A 17,822-nucleotide genomic window follows, 5' to 3' on the forward strand; every position below is an offset into this window, starting at 1 on the left:
TTAGGAGTAAGATACATGACCTATAAAGCATTAACTTTTTTTGATCTTGACGGTACGCTTTTAGATGAACACTCGCAAATCACATCCGAAATCGCTGAAGCGATGGCGATGTTGCGAAAAAACCAAGTACTGCCGATCATTGCAACAGGAAGAACCGAACCTGAAGTTACCGCCATTCGTGAAGCAGCTGGGATCACCTCGAACATCGTCATGAACGGCGCCTTTATCCGTATTGACGGCAAAGAAGTTTTTTCCGATACCCTTGAACCTGAACTTTGCGCACGGATGTTCCAAGCAGTCAAAGACAATGGTGATGAACTGTGCTATTACAATGAGAAAGGCTATTGGGCGACTGGACATACCGAGGAAATGATTGGTGCGTACAACTATGTCCGCAGCCCTTTACCAGAAATCGATCCTCTGCATTATGAAACAGATCGGACCAATATGTTGTTGGTTTTAGGTGTCGGCAACGATGCTTATTATCATGAGCGTTTTCCAGAATTAACTTTTTATCGTAATACCCCCTTTTCCATCGATGTCGTAAAATCTGGCACCTCTAAAGGGACGGGCGTAAAAACCTTGGTAGAATTGTTGGGTCTAGAAGATGTACCTACCTTCGGCTTTGGTGACGGCAGCAACGACTTCGCTCTTTTAGAAGCCTGCGACCACAAAATTGCAATGGGAAATGGAATTCAAGAGTTGAAAGAGTTGGCAGACTTCGTGACCCTGAAAAATACCGAAGGCGGGATCGTGCACGCCCTGAAACACTTTGACTTAATCTGATTCTTTGCATACAGGCAAAACTATGGTATACTAATGAATGGTAGCGATACCCCTTTTATCAAGGGGATGTTACGGATTCGACAGGCATAGTTGAGCCTGAATTGCGCTTCGTAGGTTACGTCTACGTTAAAACGTTACAGTTAAATATAACTGCTAAAAACGAAAACTCTTACGCTTTAGCTGCCTAAAAACAGTTAGCGTAGATCCTCTCGGCATCGCCCATGTGCTCGAGTAAGGGTCCTATTCTAAGTGGGATACGTTTTATCTTTCCGTCTGTAAGATAAAAAAGAGAGCATCAGACTAGCGATACAGACTGCCTGTCACTCGGCAAGCTGTAAAGCGAACCTTCAAATGAGTTGACTATGAGCGTAGATTTTTAGGTAGCAATATGTTTGGACGCGGGTTCGACTCCCGCCATCTCCATAAAGAAAAATCGATTAGATTTTCGTAGTTTTTCCTAAGTGTTCAAAGCCTTGATTTAAAGAGGTTTTGAACACTTTTTTGTATTTTCAGTTCCACAATGTTTTTCGTAGTTTTCTTGTTTGGTAGTCAAATGGTGGTTAATTATCAGCTTTAAACCGATGTGCTATTCCTCGCTTTTCTTAGATTGTATTTCTTATCCTACATTAATTGTTCAAGTGAAGTCAGATGCTTTTTTTAAGCAATCAATGCTCTTCAATGGCGTACCTTTTCACCAAATTGTATACGAATCTCTTTTTTGCGAGTTTTTCTTGGGCTGATTTTTTTACTCTATGTTTGATTTAAGGCTTTTTACTCCTTAGTATCTTTAGATACACTTTTTTTCACTCCTGTTTTGCGTCCGCAACGGCTTTCTTTGCTTCTACAATAGTTATTTTCCCTGCCTCATCGCATGAAATTTTTTGAAGATGTTTCTTATCATCAAAGCTTGATGTAAGTTTCATAATCTGCTTGATCATCAACAATCTATGATAGTTCGTTGCTGGCTTGATCTGACTCTGCCTCAGCAAAAAAAGTGCTAATTAAAGTGTTTTCGATTTCTCTACAATTTCCTTTACTCGTTCACAAAAACTATCTGGATTCATTCCAGGTTCCATTTTCTCAGCCTCATCAGGAAGTAAATCATTCAGGTACAATGTAGCTTCTTTGTTTTCGGTATACATTTCCTCGTAGTGATCGACTAAATAATGTTCCAAATCTATGGAAAACATAAAAAAATTAATTTCTTCGGAAAGTCCTTTTTCAATAAAGTTGAAAAATTTATCCATTTATCACACCTCCTTGACTAAAGTTTATCAAAATATTACAGAGCGTTCTTTACCTTCTCCTTGAATCTTGTAAGGTCTTCGTAAAATTTAGCATGTTCCTTCTTCTCTTTATGATCCTCAGTATCAATTTTTCTTCCAATCAAACAATTAGTGATTTATATTCCATTCCTCTGTCCACCATAATTTTATGTACAATAATAGTACTCAACCATTGATTTATGATTGAGTGCTATTTATCTTCTATTAACTCGATTGATTTCAAATCTGATTCAGCATAGATTGCGGATCCAATTGATATTTCTTCTTCTCCAGAAACAGAGGTATACCCATCAGTTTTAACCGCTTATTTTCTTCTGTATAGAATCTACCCTTCTGTTACGTCTCGCAGAAACGACACAATGCTTAGAATCATACGTGATCAAATGATAATCGCCTTCCCTTCTTTCTTTTCTTATCCTTTGATATGATGATTGCATCAAACGAAGGACGTGATTAGATGAAACTAACCTTATTGGCACCCTCTTTTTCTGTCATCCAAGTAGAGCGTATTGATCCTTCGATACTGAAGATCGTTCCTCTATTTTTTGCCCATACGTCAGAAGAACTTTCTTTGGTGTTACCAACGGCAAACGTTCCAGCTGAAACACTAAACAGAGAAGATGGATGGAAAGCGATGAAAATAATTGGTGTGCTGGATTTTAGCTTAATTGGCATTATTGCAAAAATCTCTTCCCTTCTAGCCGAGGAGTCAATCAGTATTTTTGCTGTTTCTACCTTCAATACTGATTATATTTTAATCAAGGAGCATCAGGTAAAACAAGCTCGTACTGTTTTAACCGCCAATGATTATTCCTTTGTCAATTGAGAAAAAACTTTTTCTTCCTTACGACAAGTTACTCTCGCTCGCTTTTTGAAATACAAAAGAACGACTGAACCAAAGAAGTTCAGTCGTTCTTTTGTATTTCACTTGTCGTTTAACAAAGATAAGAGTACTAGGTATCCCAAATAAAAGACTTCCCCAAGCTTTCATTTGCCCCAGTACTCTTCATTGCTCGTTGTTAAGATAATCATAATACAAAACTGATTTTTATTCAATAACTATGCTTTAAAAATAAACAAAATGCTATTTTGTGACAATTTATAGGGGTTTCACTTCATTTCTAGCTAATATTCCCTATATCTGTTTATATTCTAAATGGTTCCGTGAAGCATCAGTTGAAGAGATGCGATCCCTTCGTTAGTGATCCTCCTTCTTTTAAAGTTTTGAATTTGAGGAAATTCAGCCTTGTCAATCTCGCCTTCCCATGCTACCATGGTTATGCAAACGTTAACATTAAAATGCACACGTGAACATTAATTTGAGGAGGATTTTTAATGGCAAAAATTACAGATGTACAAACAGCGTATTATCGGATACCTCTTCCAGAAATCATGGAAGATGCGAAGCATGGCTTACACACCCACTTTGAAGTGCCTATCGTCAAGATCGTTACTGATGATGGACGTGAAGGGGTCGGCTATACGTATACTGGTGGCTTCGGTGGCGAATCGATCGCCAAACTGATCGATAAAGAACTAAAAGCGATCCTTTTAGCGAAAGATCCAGCATGTGTGGAAGCCTTGTGGGATCAGATGAACTGGGGAATCCACTATGTTGCCAGAGGCGGTTTAGCAAGTTTTGCCATTGCGGCTTGTGATATCGCCTTGTGGGACTTACGTGCGAAAAAAGCACAAGAACCCCTCTACAAACTTTTAGGCGGCGCAAGCAACAAAGTAAAATGCTATGGTGGTGCGATTGATCTAAACTTTCCTCTTGAAAAACTCTTAGCCAATAATCAAAAATATTTAGACATGGGATTAAAAGCGGTCAAAATCAAATTGGGACAAAAAACACTTGCCGAAGATATTGCTCGAATAAAAGCGGTCAGAGAATTGATTGGTCCCGATGTTGTCTTTATGGTGGATGCCAACATGAGCTGGTCTGTTGAAAAAGCGATCAAAGCCGCCAAACTGATGGCGCCTTATGACATTTTGTTCCTTGAAGAACCAACGATCCCCGAAGATTACGAAGGCTACGCTCGTATCGCTAAAGAAGGGCAAATTGCGGTGGCAGGCGGAGAAAACTTGCGCACCCCTATCGAATTTGCTCATATGATCAAATATGGCAATGTCGATTTTCCGCAACCCGACGCTTCCAATTGCGGTGGGATTACCGGCTGGTTGAAAATTGCTGCCTTAACACAAACAAGTAACTTATCTGTTTCTACACATGGCATGCAAGAATTGCACGTTAGTCTACTAGCAGCGATGCCTAATGCTGGGTATCTCGAAATGCACAGTTTCCCAATCGATCAATACACCACGAGACCGTTAGTGATCGATCCATCCGATGGCTGTGCGATTGCCCCAGAAGAATCAGGGATTGGCGTCACCTTTGACTGGGAGAAACTTGCTCCTCATAAACAACCCTTTTAACTGAAAACCCACGCTGATTTCCTTTAGGATGAGGAAATCATCGTGGGTTTTTATTACAGAATCAATGGTTTTTCTTCAAATGGAAGCCACCGTTCATCAATCAGGGAACGATACCAAGCGGCTGATTTTTTTAATGACCGAGTCCGTTCTTCATTTAGCTCGATTCGTACGAGACCATAGCGATTTTTGAACGCATTCATAGGTGAAACACAATCGGTAAATGCCCAAAGCATATAGCCTTCGCAGTTGGCGCCTTCCTCGACGGCTTTTAGCAGCCAGTAAAGATGTTCGGTAATAAACTGAATCCGATAATCATCTTGGACTTGACCTGTGGCATCCATATACTGTTCTTCATTTTCCCGCCCCATACCATTTTCAGTGATCAGCCATGGAATATTGCCATAATTTTCTTTAAGATAATTAGCCATATCGTACATGACCTTCGGATAGATTTCCCAGCCACGGGAGTTATTCATTTGTTTTCCTGGCAAATCAAAGGTCTCATAAAACATTTCTGGATGAAATGGTGTATCCGAATGCCATTGATATCGTGGTGCCCGCACGCGTTTCGGATAGTACTGATTGACACCTAAGAAATCCACCGTATGGGTGCGGATCGTTTCCAAATCTTCTTCTGTCGGATCAAAGTAGATGTCATAGGTTTGGCAAAGCGTGATAAGTTCATCTGGATAATGCCCCTTAACCATTGGATCAAAAAAGATTCGGTTGAAAAAAAGATCGTACATTTTTTGCGCGTTTTGATCCTCTGGTGAGGAAGAGCGTGCGTAAACCATTTCTGGATTTAGCACACAACCGATGCGCCCCTCGTAGCCCTTTTCATGATAGACAGCCACCGCTTGGGCGGACGCCAATACTTTGTGATAGTTCCAAAGCATCCATTTTTTTGTGTTTTGCTCATGGGGCCAGCGGATCGCATCGAGATAGCAACGAGTCTGAATAACGATCGGCTCATTGAAGGTAAACCACTGTTTGACTCGATCACCGTAACGCTCGAAGGCGATTTCGGCATAACGGGTATATAGATCGACCACTTTCCGCGAGCTCCAGCCATCATAGGCATCCATCAAACTAGCTGGCAGTTCATAATGTTCCAAACAAAGCATCGGTTCGACCCCAGCAGCAAGCAATTGGTCGATAAGCTGATCGATATGAGCAGCATAATCTTCATCAACGATCAGCTGTTCATGGTCGGTAAAGAAGCGCGCCCAGTTGATCGATGTTCGGTAATGGGTCAAATGAACCTCCTGCATCAGTTGAACATCCTCTGAAAACTTTTCCATAAAATTCGTCGCAACAGACGGCCCGTAGCCATTATGCCAGACAAAGCGTTCTTCTTTGTACCAGCGGTCGAGATACGAATCTTGCCCTTCTTTCTTTCCTTGCCAGCCTTCTGTCTGCCAAGCAGACGAAGCAGCCCCTAAAATAAATGTTTCAGGTATTTTTACCATTTTTTTAAAACTCCTTTATGCAACTTCATTGGTCGTACGATTCATTACCAAAACAAAAGATAGATAGATCAAAATTGCCACGACAATACAGATAACTTGCGTGATCACAGCCCCGATATCCCCAGCAGTAGCTAGATAAGCATTGACGATCGGTGGCATCGGCCATGGGACCATTACCACGGCTTTAGCGGCAAAGCCTAGACTTGTCGCCACGTACCCAATCGTTCCTGTTACTAACGGTGTCAGGATAAAGGGAATCGCCAAAATGGGATTCAGCATAATTGGCATTCCGAAGATCACTGGCTCATTGATATTGAAAATCCCAGGTGCTAATGACAATTTAGTGATTTGGCGCATGTCCTCCCGCTTGCCGACGATCAAAATCGCAATCAGCAACCCAATCGTAACCCCAGAGCCGCCCATACTCATATACATATCCCAAAACGGCATCGTAATAATATTGGGTACTTCTTTTCCAGCTTCAAAAGCTTCCGTATTGACAGCGATCGCTGCCAGCAACAATGGTTCGCGAATGGGTTTGACCATCTGGTTCCCATGAATCCCGATGACCCAAAAAACTTGTGCGATAAACATCAACAACAAGATACCTGGCAATCCTTGGACGATCCCTTCCAGTGGTCGTTGGACGACATTGTAGATGATATCGTAAGCATACATCCCTGTGAGTGCTTTGATAGCAAAACCAGCGGTGGCGATGATGGTCACGGTGAAAATCGTTGGAAACAATGCCGAAAAACTTGCCGAAACATTCCCAGGAACACTATCAGGCATCGTGATCTGCAGCCGTTTTTGTCTTCCTAACCACGCATAAAGCTCGATGGAAACGATCGCAACGAACATGCCTAAAAATAGGCCTTTCGTGTCAGTATATTGCTTAGCCAGCACGTTTTCGGCAACCACCGTCGCATCTTCGTGCAAAAATTCAAAGATCATTGGATTAACAGAAAGATAAGACATTACTGCGATGATTCCTGGAAAGACCCCAGAAATCTTATTTAATTTTGCTAGCTCAATCCCAATCAGAAACACTGCATAGATCGTTAAGAAACTCAACGTCACATAACTGACCGCAGATGAGATCGGTTTTAAACTTTCTAAAAAGCGCAGTGCCTCGATTTGTGCCAATCCATTTTCAGCATCAAAAACCATTGCTGAAAACAATGTACCAAACGCCCCTGTAATGATTACTGGAATCAAAGCAGCAAAGGCATTTTTAATGACCATGATGTAGCGTAAATTATTGATCCTATTGGCAAACTTTCCTAAAACGTCAGCGAGTCGATCCATAAATCCTTGCATAAAACTCCCTCCTATACCCCTATTCTTCAATTGTTAGAAAACGATTATATTACAAATGTAATTCATTTCCTGAAGAATGTAAACGCAGGAAAATCCTTCAAAACAGGGTATGTAAAGCTCCAAGTTTACATACTTCGTTTTATCACTTATTATTATTTTGAGGTGAAGCAAATGGCGAACTACCATGACATCGCTGCCGATTTACGGAGCAAAATCAATCACGGGTTTTACGAAGAAGAGAAAAAATTGCCGAAGCAATCCGAACTGGCTGCGGATTATCAAACGAGCCGCGTGACGATTCAAAAAGCATTGAATATTTTACAAATGGAAGGCATTATTTACGGTAAAAAAGGCACGGGTACGTTTATCAGTGATTCCTATTCAACCTTCGATTACAACGCCAAGATCAATCGCGGGCTGACGAAGCGCCTTGGAGAGACAGGAAAAATCACCAGCAAGATCATTTCTTTTGCCATTCTTTTTCCCGATGAGAAAGAACAAGAAAAACTAAAAATTCGCAGTGACCAGCAAATTTATGATATCGTTCGTCTGCGTCTATTTGACGATGTACCCGTTGTTTTAGAGTATACCATCATGCCGCTTCATGTCATTCCTGGCATTACCGAAGAAGTCTTATCCTCTTCCGTCTATAGCTACATCACGAACCAACTCCACTCTTCGATTGGAACATCTGTCCGTCGTATCAAAGCGGATCGTGCAGACACCTATGACCAGCAATACTTAGCTTGTGCCGCCACCGATCCCATTTTAGAAGTTGAGCAAACGGTTTACCTCGGCGATGGGACGCCTTTTGAATTTTCCCAATCAAGGCACCGCTATGATATGGGGGATTTTATTGTTGTAAATAATTAATACGCTGCGGATCAAGTGCCTCTAAGTGAGGAGCGATACGCAGCGCATTTTACTTAAAAATATTGCTGATAGACTGTTTGACCAATTTCTCTTAGCCAACTGATCCCTTGACCACTACCGGTTTTATCATAGGAAAATGCCGCAATGATGATCGTCGTTTCATTGGCTTGTAAATACGCTACATCGTGTTCGATGCGGTCAAGACGGCCTGTCTTATTAAAAATGCGGCAAGCGGGCTGCGCAGTTTCCGCAAAATTTCCCGCTAATCCTTCTTGAAATTGCTGCTGATTTAAGGGTGAAAACCCTAGTGCAGCTTCTTCTCGTTTAACACACCTTAGTAGTAGTTTAGCAGCCGCCGAGGGGGTCAAGCGGTTCTCTTTGTCTTTGATCGGTCGCATCATATACCGTTCAAATTGAATCTCTGGCTCCTGAATCCAGGCCTGAAGCGTGGGCAACCCTACTAAGTCCAATAGTACATTGGTCGCAGTATTATCAGATACGGCGATCATCGCCGTGAGAAGTTCACTGATGGTCCAACCTTTCTTCTGAGGAAAAAGACGGATCACCCCAGCACCCCCTGTCAGATCAACGGCGTTCACACCGATCAGCTGTTGCGGATCGATTTTTTCTTCGATAATCTGTTCAAGATAATAGGCATACAAAACAAGCTTACTGATACTCGCTGCCGAAAACGACTTTTGACTCTGATAGTCAATGAGACATTCCGTTGGCGTACCGATCCATAAACCCATTTCCAAGGTTGTCTGATAGTTTTCTAGAATAGGCTTAATTGCTACACGCAAGTCATCTTTTCCCATCAAATGCCCCTTTCCTTACGATCATGAAAAGAATGTTCATGAGCATTCCTGTGATGCATTCGGCTGGTTTTGCCAATAACGCGCCACAACTGCGAGTTCTGGTTCATAATTAGAGCCAGTGATTTTGGTTTTCATGACCCGTGACCCAGGTGTTCTTGAATGAATCATTTCGTCATCCCCCAAATATAGACCGACATGATGGACTTCGCCTTTTCCTTCTTCATAAGCAAACAACAGCAGATCCCCTGGTTGTGCCTGACTGTAAGGTACGATGTTTGCTTGTTGTGCTTGCTCGATCGTATCTCGGGGGATTAAAATACCATGAAGTCGATGCAGCGAATACATGAATCCAGAACAATCAAAGCCACTGCCGCTAATGCCTGCCCAGACATAGGGCTGGTTTATAAATTGTTCTGCCAATGCTATTATTTTTTCTGGGAGCTTTGCCCATGTGTCCGATAGGACGTGAGCAAAAGCTTTAGCGATCGTTGCTGATCCATTAGGCGTAGCCACTTGATAGGAATCTGCGGTTTCCCCAACAAGTGGTAAAACTGTTCCAAAAGAAACAAGTCGTGTGGTCGAGTCAAAAACAAGCACGGCTTCTTTTGCAATCACCCCAATCCTTCTTTTAGCTGGTGCATAATCTGGTGGCAATGGCTTCAATACCTCGTTCGGCAGATAACCGGGATACCCGAGTGGGTGTTTATTGCTTTTTTGATCCAAGACGATCACATGGGACCAACCATCCGTTTGGGTGATGACTTCTACTATCGTCCCATATAATACTTCGGAGTCCACTAAGCTTTCCTGATAAAGCCGCATCGTATCTTCATCAGTCAAAAAAGTGTGCAGCGCTTCTAAAGGAAATGCTTTGATTTTTGCTAGTACTTTGTTTTCTTTGGGTTCCTTCCATAAGAAGGAAGAGCCAGCCTGAACAATTTGTTTCATCTTTGCTCCTCTCATAACTATTTATTCGTTGATTCCTAGACCGATGCGTTCGGTGACCCTCAAGCTTCCTGGACGCTGAAGAATCCCTTGCATTTCAGGGGAAGTCGTTTGGGTCTCCCACATAAAAGGAACGTCCAGATCATAAAATTGGACGTCGGCCATCCCCAAGGCAAAATGGGCGGCTGCCGCCATTCCCCCATACCCTTCAATCATCGAACCGACCATCACTGGCATTTGATGCTCTTTTGCCAAGTGATAAATTTTTTGTCCCTCTTTGATCCCGCCGCTTTTCATCAATTTAATGTTCAAATAATTGCAGCAGTTTTCAGCAATCAAACGTTTGGCATCCTCATAGGAAAAAAGACTTTCATCAGCCATGATTGGAATCGTCGTACGAGCAGTCACATAGCTGAGTCCAGCAAAATCATGGGCTTTTACTGGCTGTTCAACAAACTCGATCGGAATGTCTTGCCATTGGTCTAAAATCTGCACCGCTTCTTCTTTGGTCCAGCCTTGATTCGCATCAATTCGAAAGGGAATCTTTCCTGCCAAGCGTTCATTGATGCGGCGAATTTTGGCAACTTCCTCTTCGATCGTTCCTGCCCCTAGTTTGATTTTCAAGGAGCGAAATCCCGCCTGGACTTTCGCTTGGGCATCATGCAGCATCTGCTCCTGTGAGCCAACACTGATCGTATAGTCGGTTGTCAGTGTATTGGCAGAACCACCTAAATAGCGGTAAAGAGGCAAGTTGGCCGCTTTTGCCAGTGCATCATGCAACGCGATATCAATCGCCGCTTTAGGGCTCGTATGATGCTGGATCAACGCATGAAGCTCATCCATTACTAGCAATTGGGCATCTACCTTTCTGCCTAACAGGAACGGGGCAAAGACCGTTTCGATATCTTTTAAAATACTTTCTTTTGTATCACCGGTGATCACTTCGGTAGGTGCTGCTTCTCCGATGCCAACGATCCCATTATCAAAAAAAAGCAGCACTCGAATCACTTCGACGGCGTGCACTTCTCTGAGCGCCGTTTTAAAGGGTGCATTCAGCTGGATCGGAATTCGTTTGGTTTCAACTGCTGTGATTTTCATTGGTGTTCCTCCCAAAAAGAAAAGCAGTTCTTATCTAGCTAAAATGAATACGTCATTGTTCGCTGCTAGAAAAAGAACTGCTTTATTCCTTGTTATCAAGTTGCTAAACATTCTAGTAACGTTTTTCTCGTCTGCTGCCCTCTTTGGCGAAGTCAGACAATGAATAGACAAAAGGAGCTTTTTTCTCCTTATTCTTCGACAAAGACATTTTTATAATCATAGGCCGCGCCAACACTATGAACGATGAGGCCTTTGATTTTTGGCGACCGTAGATGTGCTTCAGCACTTTGGAAGAGTGGAATAACGCCTAAGTCGTCGTTTAAGATTTTTTCTGCTGCTACCATATTTTCCCAACGGGCTTCTGGATCGTTAGCATTTTCATTGGAGGCTTGTTCGATCAATTGATTGTAGTCATCATTTAGCCATTTTCCACGATTATAGGAACTGTCTTTTTTGAACAATTCCAAAAAGTTGATTGGATCTGCATAATCCCCGATCCAGTTGTTCATGACCATCTCAAAATCGCCGCTATTTGAACGATCCAAGCGCACAGAAAATGGAACGTTTGTGACTTCGACAGTCAGCCCATCCAGTGTTTGCTGCAAGGTGCCTTGAATGTATTCTGCCATTTTTTTCGATTGATCGGTATCTGATGTCAACAGTTCAAAAGACAATGTATCGATCCCCAGTTCAGCTTTTGCCTTTTCCCAATATTCTTGGGCTTTTTCTTCGTCAAAGGCTAACGTGGTTGCCGCATCCTCGACAAAATCAGCCTTTGTCTCTGGATTAAACGCTAGGTCAGAAGGAACAAAACCGACCGCCGGTAAGGAGCCGTTGCCTAAAATATTGTCAACGATTTGTTGTCGATTCATACTATACGAAATGGCTTGGCGCAGATTTGCATTTCGAAAAGGCGAATCTTCTGGTGCTTGATTCATTTCTAAATACTGAGTGGTTGCACTAGGCTGAACAATGTAATCAGGATGATTCACATTCTGCATCGCCAATTCACCGCTTAAAATAATGTCATCGGCTTGTCCGCTTTCGTACAAGTTATAAGCGGTCGATGAGTCTTTCACGACATCAAAGTTAATTGTTTCAAGTTTGACCGAATCGGCATCCCAATAATCGGGATTTTTCGCCAATGTCCATTGGATGTCGGTGCCTGGTCCAGCATAATTGGTCAATAGGAATGGTCCATTGTACGCCGCGTTTTCACTGGTTAAGGCATATTGGTCACCGAACTCTTCCACGACACGCTCGTTTTGTGGGAAGAAAGTTGGAAAAGCCAGTAAAGATAAAAAGTAAGGCGTCGGTTTTTCTAACGTGATTTTTAATTCATGATCATTGACTGCTTCGATCCCTAACTCGCTTTTATCTAGCGTACCATCTGAAATAGCGGCAGCGTTTTTAACGGGTGCCAGCATATAAGCGTAATTGGAAGCAGTGGCTGGATCAACGGTGCGTTGCCAGCTAAAAACATAATCAGCTGCAGTAACTGGATCGCCATTGGACCATTTTGCCTCTTCCCGCAGTGAAATGGTGTAAGAAAGCCCATCTTCACTAACTTCAGCGTCTTCGCTTGCACCAGCGATCACAGGAACATTGTTTTCATCTAAGCGATAAAGACCTTCATAGGCGTTGTTTAACGTGATAAAGCTGTAAGAGTCGGTTGCTAAAGAAATATCTGCACTGCCCATCTCTGCCGAAAATTGCACATTGATCACTTGCTCTGCAGAAGAAGCGGCTGATGAATCCGTCTCGTTATCTTCATTGCCATTTTGACAAGCTGCTAAAAATAAGCTGCCTAGTAACACAAGCGATACTGCATATTTGCTACGTTTCCCCATTTTTACTCATCCCCTTCTAACATTCAGATAATTCAAAAAATTCTGTTTGTTGTACCGAGTTTACCGCATGTTTATGCAGCCTGTCAATTTAACACGACCAAAAAATGTAAGAGGTTACATAGTTGTGTCAGAAGCGCTCTTCTGAATGTAAAAAGTAGAAAAGAGCGACTTTATACTGAATATCGTTGAAAGGAGTCGTGCCAAGAAAGCATACAAAAAAGTCCTGATCTTCTAGTAATCAGAACTTTTGATACTTTCTTATACATCATTTCGCAGGTAAAATGGATAAAAAAACTTTCTTAATTTTCCTTCCCTTTCACACAAAAAAAGAAGACATAAATTTCGTCTTCATAGCGCTTTCTCAGAGCCTTCCCACTTTTTTGCCTTTCAACTCAAGGAATAAAAGAAATCTCCTCAGAAAGTAAAAAAAACGTATCTATTTTAAAATGGGAGTGGTACACTAAACAAACGAAGAGTATTGCACGTGAGAAAAGAAAGACTTCCCCAAGTATCCATTTTCTCCAATACTCTTCGGACTCTTCAGTACGTATATTAATTATACGTACTTTTTTCATTTGTTCAAGGCTTTTGAATGATTTAATCAAAAAATGAAAATCGATAAAAATGTACAAATTCCTTACGCTAATTGACAATGATTCTCAATTAGCGCTATACTAAATGAAATCACTCACAGTCAAAGGAGGAATTTCATGTATATCCGTACCGTCGCATTTGAAGTCATTCCAGAAGGCAAAGACATCTTTCTTGCTAAAATGAAAAAAGATACCGCCTCAATGAAAACATTTGCTGGCTGTCACTCTGCTGAAGCTTGGTTTTCAGAATCAAAAGACCGCCTCGTTTTCCAGTTGGTGTCAAAATGGACTGAGAAAAAAGCATTTCAAGCTTGGTTAAAACGCCCCGAACATCTGCAAAAGCACCGAGAGGCGTATCGAGCAGAAAAGGAAGGAACTGCAAAACCGAGCCTTGTTTTGTCCAAAACAGGTCAAGAATTTGTCTTGATCGATGAAGAGCCTACTCCTAGTTAAACGATACAAGCGATCCACCAAAGCTGATTCCGTTCGCTTTGGTGGATCGCTTTCTTGTTCAGTATCTCTCTTTTCTATTCTACCGTTCGCTCGTTCAGGGTTCTTCCTTGCTGATCTTTTAATTGAAGCCAGCCATTGGTCCCCCCATAGTAAAGAAACATGCCGACCTCATTGACACTTTTTAATACGACGTCTGCAATCGTTCGTCCCTCTTTGATCGCTGATTGATTCTCTTGCCGTATCTTTTCTGCTAATCGAGCTGAAAAGCCCACCGAGCCGTCTTTGTTCAAAGGAACCTCTTGACGCAAAGTAGCGCCTTTTTCAATTCGAACCTCGTTGCGTTTCTGCCAATAGACCGTTGCTGTACTTCCTTGATAATCCACCATAAAGGGTTCATCTTGTAATTCTTTTGACCATTTATGACGAGGCTTACCCCCTTTTTTCACCGCTTTCGTTTCCTTTTTGCTGGTAGATACATAACCCAGAAAATCGATCAAGCAATCAAATGGTTCCGCACAAACAGCGACCCCTTGTTGCAGTTCCTGTGGAATCACGATAGGTGCGTTGGAAGCATTGGACAGTTGATATTTCTCTTGATAATAGGCTGCTAAGTATGGCGCCATGATCTCCCAAGGTGGTGTAAGGATCATTAAGCGATCATATTCTTGCTTGTCATCAAATGTTTTCTCATCTGCTACTGATAGTAATTGGCCTTCTTTTATGGCTAAGAGGACGGTATTGTCTTTTGTTTCAATAAGTTTTCCTTTAACAATTTGCAGTTGCCCTGCTTCCTTCGGCAATTCAAAAAGCATCTGTTTGTCATCAATGACCGTTTTTTCTAATTCCATTTCGCTCCCTGCTTTCTGCTAGTTTCTCGCCCATTATAGCATGTATTTTTCTACGCAGCGGTGTCCAAGAATCAAAAAAAGAGGCTGCTTCCAAGAAACAGCCCCTTTGTTAAGGGAATTGGTTTACGTGCATGGCTTCGTTTGATTGGGATTAACCCTTAGCTAGAAAAGCATTCAACCAATGCTGGTTGATAGATCTCGTTGTATTTTGCCACAACTCGTCCACAACGTTCTTCAAGCTCGTCATGATCAGTCTCTTCATAACGGATCACATGCAAAACCGCACAACGTTCCATTTTTCTGACCACTTCTCCGATAACGCGGCTTTCTAAACCGACTGGTTTACATTCATATGCTTTACCTAATACAATTGTTTCTGCTTCCATAATGCGCTCCTTACTACTCGTTTCTCTAATTGTATTATCATCTTATCATCTAATTCTAATAAAATAAAGCGATATGCATGTCCATTTAAAACGAAAATGAAAAAAGTGCCCATTATTCAATGAACACTTGCTTTGTAAACGTTATATTGTTTTTTGCTAATTATTAAGAAATGACGATTTATTTACGACTAGCTACTAGGATCGCCGCAAATTCTTCAAGATATTTCTGATCGATCTCATCATAGCTGTTCGTTTTGCCACTATCGATATCCAAAACACCAATCAATTGATCATCAGCTATCATAGGAACAACGATTTCAGACATAGCTGCCGAGTCACAAGAGATATAGTTCTCATGTTCTTTGACATTTGGGACGATCAATGTCGTTTGTTTTGCCGCTGACTCCCCACAAACCCCTTTGCCCATAGTGATTCTGGTGCAAGATACTCTTCCTTGGAACGGGCCTAAGATCAGTTCGCCTTCTTCAAACAAATAGTAGCCGGCAAACACCGTATCTTCCAATGTTTCATTTAATAAAGCAGAAGAGTTTGCTAGATTAGCGATCCAATTACTCTCTGCTTCTAATAATCCTTTTAATTGCAGAAGCATCAATTCATACGCTTCGATTTTTTTATTCATTTTCTCACCTCTGTCCTTGATTATAAGCAAAGACAGAGGATTTGTCTTGTCTAAATTACTGAGTATGGGAAACAATAATGTGAAAAAAGAACTGTTGCCTAAAATAGCCTATCCATCCACTCGTACCAATAGTCAACGCTACTCATGGCATTTCCTTCTCAGTCGTCTTTGAAAACTTACTAGGCATCAATCACAGTAAAGCGAGTGTTTTCATGTTGTACTGTTTCGATCTCATCGATAATTGCCTTAGCTAACGTACCGCTAGATGTCACCGATTGCTTTTGTTCGTTGAATAGTAAGTGATCTTTCCCTAAAATCGCTGGTTTAGCTGGTCCTTCTTGAAAGACATTCCCAGGAGAAATCCCCACCCAAGGGACATTTTTGACTGTTTCTAAAAAGAGATATTCGTCTAGCTGATTTTCTGGAATCGCAATCCAACTTTCGCTTCCTGGTGCTTTTTTCAACTCAGAGAGATTACGTTCCCCCGCTTCATTGAATAAACTGCCGGCTCCTAAGATGAAGAACAAACGAGTGTTTTTTTCTCGAAACAGGTGCACTAATTTTGCTGCCAGATCCACATGCAAGTAAGCTTTGTCAGGACTTGTCGCAAACGCGTCAACAAGCACATCAAAGTCACTGAGCTCTTCTTCTGTGAGAGAAAAAGCATCCTTTGTAAGTGTTTTGACCGTCTCACCAAGTTGTTCTTTGGCCTTCGCTTCATTTCTCACGATAGCAGTCACTTCGTGTCCTCTCTGTACTGCTTCTTGATAAATTGCTGAACCTGCATTCCCTGTTGCGCCAATAATACCGATTTTCATAATGATCATCCTTCCTACTTTTGTTTTTTTCAAAATCAGTTGTTACTAATTAAGTTACAACTAGAGTATAAAAGAAACTTTCTTCCCTGTCAAGAATTTGCCTAGCAGGTGAAAGTTCTTTTTTTACAGCCTTTTATGTGACACTTTTAATGATTGGCTTCTACTTGAATGCCGTCAATGATGGATTGTAGCGAGATAGCGCTCATTTCCTGCTCAATTTTCTTTTGCAGCACATCGTAAGTTTCCTCTAATACCGTTTGGATATTCCCCCCAATCAAGCAATTGGGATTGGTCTTTTTGTCCGCATGTAAAAGATGCTGATCTTTTTCAACACTCGCATAGATGTCCAACAAAGAAATCTCATTTGGTTCCTTCGTTAGTTTAGGGTTTGGTTTTCCTCTTTGGCTTTCGATCAATCCGGCAATACGCAGATCACTCATAATCCGGCGAACATAAGCAGGATTCGTTTCAACACTCTGGGCGATCCGATCACTTGATAGATCAGTTCCTTTAAAGAGGTGGATGTAAGCGAGGATGTGAATGGCGTCGCTGTATTTCGTTGAATATTTCACTTCGTCTCCACTCCTTTTTCTTGTATCATACCTCTTTTTTCAGATTTAGACAAAGGGTACTGACCAATCTTACAAAACTCGAGGATCCCATCAAGAAAAAGCAGCCCTCAAAAAGTTAGCACAAAAGCCTAACTTCTTGAGGGAACTGCATACTGAACCATTTTTTTCCTTTTTATTTAAACGAGCACTTTGCTAATAGCCCTTCATCCAAGCAGACTCAATCTGATTGCCGTCAGGATCAACGATTTCATAACCGACCATCATGTCCTCTGGAATCCCCATATCAACTTGGAACGACTGTCCACCATTTTCTTCAGCGATTTTTGCAAAATTCTTTGCTTCTTCTGGTGTGTCAAAACTAAACGCGATCAATGCGCCACTCGTCTTCTTTGTATCTGCAATACTTCTACCATTTAGAAATTGTTGGTAAAACGCATGTTCTAACAGCATTAACCAAATCGATTCACTCCAAACCATTCCACTGCTGGTCTCGTTTGAGAACTCTTCATTTTTTACAAACCCCAGCGCTTCATAAAAGGATGTTGCACGTTTGATATCAGTGACAGGCAAGTTAATAAACACCATTTTGTTCGCCATTTTCTTGCTCCCTTTCTTTGGTAAGCTGCACTGC

General features: G+C 41.7%; 18 protein-coding genes and 1 other RNA gene. 6 read left to right on the forward strand and 13 right to left on the reverse strand.

The genetic code is table 11. The annotated features are described in order from the left end of the window. The first annotated feature begins 15 nt into the window (after window positions 1-15). Both ECA1_RS11275 and ssrA read left to right on the forward strand, forming a co-directional pair. Window positions 16-786 carry a Cof-type HAD-IIB family hydrolase gene (locus tag ECA1_RS11275; protein WP_005231883.1) on the forward strand — a complete coding sequence of 257 codons (771 nt, stop codon included), beginning with the start codon at window positions 16-18 and terminating at the stop codon, window positions 784-786. A 62-nt stretch (window positions 787-848) separates the two neighbouring features. Beyond that, window positions 849-1,212, forward strand: a transfer-messenger RNA (tmRNA) gene (gene ssrA, locus ECA1_RS11280). A 575-nt stretch (window positions 1,213-1,787) separates the two neighbouring features. On the opposite strand, the gene ECA1_RS11290 is transcribed toward ssrA, so the two are convergent. Beyond that, window positions 1,788-2,033, reverse strand: a complete 246-nt coding sequence (locus ECA1_RS11290) for a hypothetical protein (RefSeq protein ID WP_010749707.1) — start codon at window positions 2,031-2,033, stop codon at window positions 1,788-1,790. Between the two features lie 496 nt (window positions 2,034-2,529). Between ECA1_RS11290 and ECA1_RS11295 the strand changes: the two genes are divergently transcribed. Both ECA1_RS11295 and ECA1_RS11300 read left to right on the forward strand, forming a co-directional pair. After that, window positions 2,530-2,898, forward strand: coding sequence for an ACT domain-containing protein (locus ECA1_RS11295; RefSeq protein WP_060792522.1), 369 nt, complete (start codon window positions 2,530-2,532; stop codon window positions 2,896-2,898). A 509-nt stretch (window positions 2,899-3,407) separates the two neighbouring features. Continuing rightward, window positions 3,408-4,508: a mandelate racemase/muconate lactonizing enzyme family protein gene (locus ECA1_RS11300; RefSeq protein ID WP_060792523.1), complete on the forward strand. Its 1,101-nt coding sequence runs from the start codon at window positions 3,408-3,410 to the stop codon at window positions 4,506-4,508. A gap of 53 nt (window positions 4,509-4,561) precedes the next feature. On the opposite strand, the gene ECA1_RS11305 is transcribed toward ECA1_RS11300, so the two are convergent. Both ECA1_RS11305 and ECA1_RS11310 read right to left on the reverse strand, forming a co-directional pair. Next, the gene (locus ECA1_RS11305) at window positions 4,562-5,977 is read right to left on the reverse strand and encodes a glycoside hydrolase family 1 protein (protein ID WP_060792524.1); all 1,416 of its coding nucleotides are present in this window, start codon (window positions 5,975-5,977) and stop codon (window positions 4,562-4,564) included. A gap of 15 nt (window positions 5,978-5,992) precedes the next feature. After that, entirely contained in the window at window positions 5,993-7,297 is a 1,305-nt protein-coding gene (locus tag ECA1_RS11310) for a PTS sugar transporter subunit IIC (protein ID WP_060792525.1), read from the reverse strand. A 171-nt stretch (window positions 7,298-7,468) separates the two neighbouring features. Here ECA1_RS11310 and ECA1_RS11315 point away from each other — a divergent pair, with 171 nt between their 5' ends. Continuing rightward, complete coding sequence (locus tag ECA1_RS11315) at window positions 7,469-8,170, forward strand: GntR family transcriptional regulator (protein WP_010749712.1); 702 nt, start codon at window positions 7,469-7,471, stop codon at window positions 8,168-8,170. Window positions 8,171-8,223: 53 nt separating this feature from the next. On the opposite strand, the gene ECA1_RS11320 is transcribed toward ECA1_RS11315, so the two are convergent. From ECA1_RS11320 to ECA1_RS11335, 4 genes are all read right to left on the reverse strand, one after another. Beyond that, complete coding sequence (locus ECA1_RS11320) at window positions 8,224-8,988, reverse strand: serine hydrolase (protein WP_060792526.1); 765 nt, start codon at window positions 8,986-8,988, stop codon at window positions 8,224-8,226. A gap of 36 nt (window positions 8,989-9,024) precedes the next feature. Beyond that, the gene (locus ECA1_RS11325; protein WP_060792527.1) at window positions 9,025-9,936 is read right to left on the reverse strand and encodes a C40 family peptidase; all 912 of its coding nucleotides are present in this window, start codon (window positions 9,934-9,936) and stop codon (window positions 9,025-9,027) included. A gap of 21 nt (window positions 9,937-9,957) precedes the next feature. Beyond that, complete coding sequence (locus tag ECA1_RS11330; protein ID WP_060792528.1) at window positions 9,958-11,031, reverse strand: dipeptide epimerase; 1,074 nt, start codon at window positions 11,029-11,031, stop codon at window positions 9,958-9,960. A gap of 188 nt (window positions 11,032-11,219) precedes the next feature. Continuing rightward, window positions 11,220-12,881, reverse strand: coding sequence for a peptide ABC transporter substrate-binding protein (locus ECA1_RS11335; protein ID WP_016608695.1), 1,662 nt, complete (start codon window positions 12,879-12,881; stop codon window positions 11,220-11,222). A gap of 710 nt (window positions 12,882-13,591) precedes the next feature. Here ECA1_RS11335 and ECA1_RS11340 point away from each other — a divergent pair. After that, a complete protein-coding gene (locus ECA1_RS11340) occupies window positions 13,592-13,927 on the forward strand; it encodes an antibiotic biosynthesis monooxygenase family protein (protein WP_005229087.1) in 336 nt (111 codons plus the stop codon). A gap of 74 nt (window positions 13,928-14,001) precedes the next feature. On the opposite strand, the gene ECA1_RS11345 is transcribed toward ECA1_RS11340, so the two are convergent. The 6 genes from ECA1_RS11345 to ECA1_RS11370 all read right to left on the reverse strand — a co-directional run bounded on the left by ECA1_RS11345 (window position 14,002) and on the right by ECA1_RS11370 (window position 17,788). Continuing rightward, a complete protein-coding gene (locus ECA1_RS11345) occupies window positions 14,002-14,775 on the reverse strand; it encodes a hypothetical protein (RefSeq protein ID WP_060792529.1) in 774 nt (257 codons plus the stop codon). A 158-nt stretch (window positions 14,776-14,933) separates the two neighbouring features. Continuing rightward, a complete protein-coding gene (locus ECA1_RS11350; protein ID WP_005229082.1) occupies window positions 14,934-15,161 on the reverse strand; it encodes a hypothetical protein in 228 nt (75 codons plus the stop codon). Window positions 15,162-15,339: 178 nt separating this feature from the next. Beyond that, entirely contained in the window at window positions 15,340-15,801 is a 462-nt protein-coding gene (msrC, locus tag ECA1_RS11355; protein ID WP_015510123.1) for a free L-methionine (R)-S-oxide reductase MsrC, read from the reverse strand. A 179-nt stretch (window positions 15,802-15,980) separates the two neighbouring features. After that, the gene (locus ECA1_RS11360) at window positions 15,981-16,628 is read right to left on the reverse strand and encodes an NAD(P)H-binding protein (protein WP_005229078.1); all 648 of its coding nucleotides are present in this window, start codon (window positions 16,626-16,628) and stop codon (window positions 15,981-15,983) included. Window positions 16,629-16,765: 137 nt separating this feature from the next. Beyond that, window positions 16,766-17,191, reverse strand: a complete 426-nt coding sequence (locus tag ECA1_RS11365) for an Rrf2 family transcriptional regulator (RefSeq protein ID WP_010749722.1) — start codon at window positions 17,189-17,191, stop codon at window positions 16,766-16,768. 192 nt (window positions 17,192-17,383) lie between these two features. Next, on the reverse strand, window positions 17,384-17,788 hold the full coding sequence (locus tag ECA1_RS11370) for a VOC family protein (RefSeq protein ID WP_005229066.1): 405 nt from the start codon (window positions 17,786-17,788) through the stop codon (window positions 17,384-17,386). Window positions 17,789-17,822 lie beyond the last annotated feature (34 nt).

Source organism: Enterococcus casseliflavus NBRC 100478 (genome assembly GCF_001544095.1).
GTDB classification, from domain to species: domain Bacteria; phylum Bacillota; class Bacilli; order Lactobacillales; family Enterococcaceae; genus Enterococcus_D; species Enterococcus_D casseliflavus.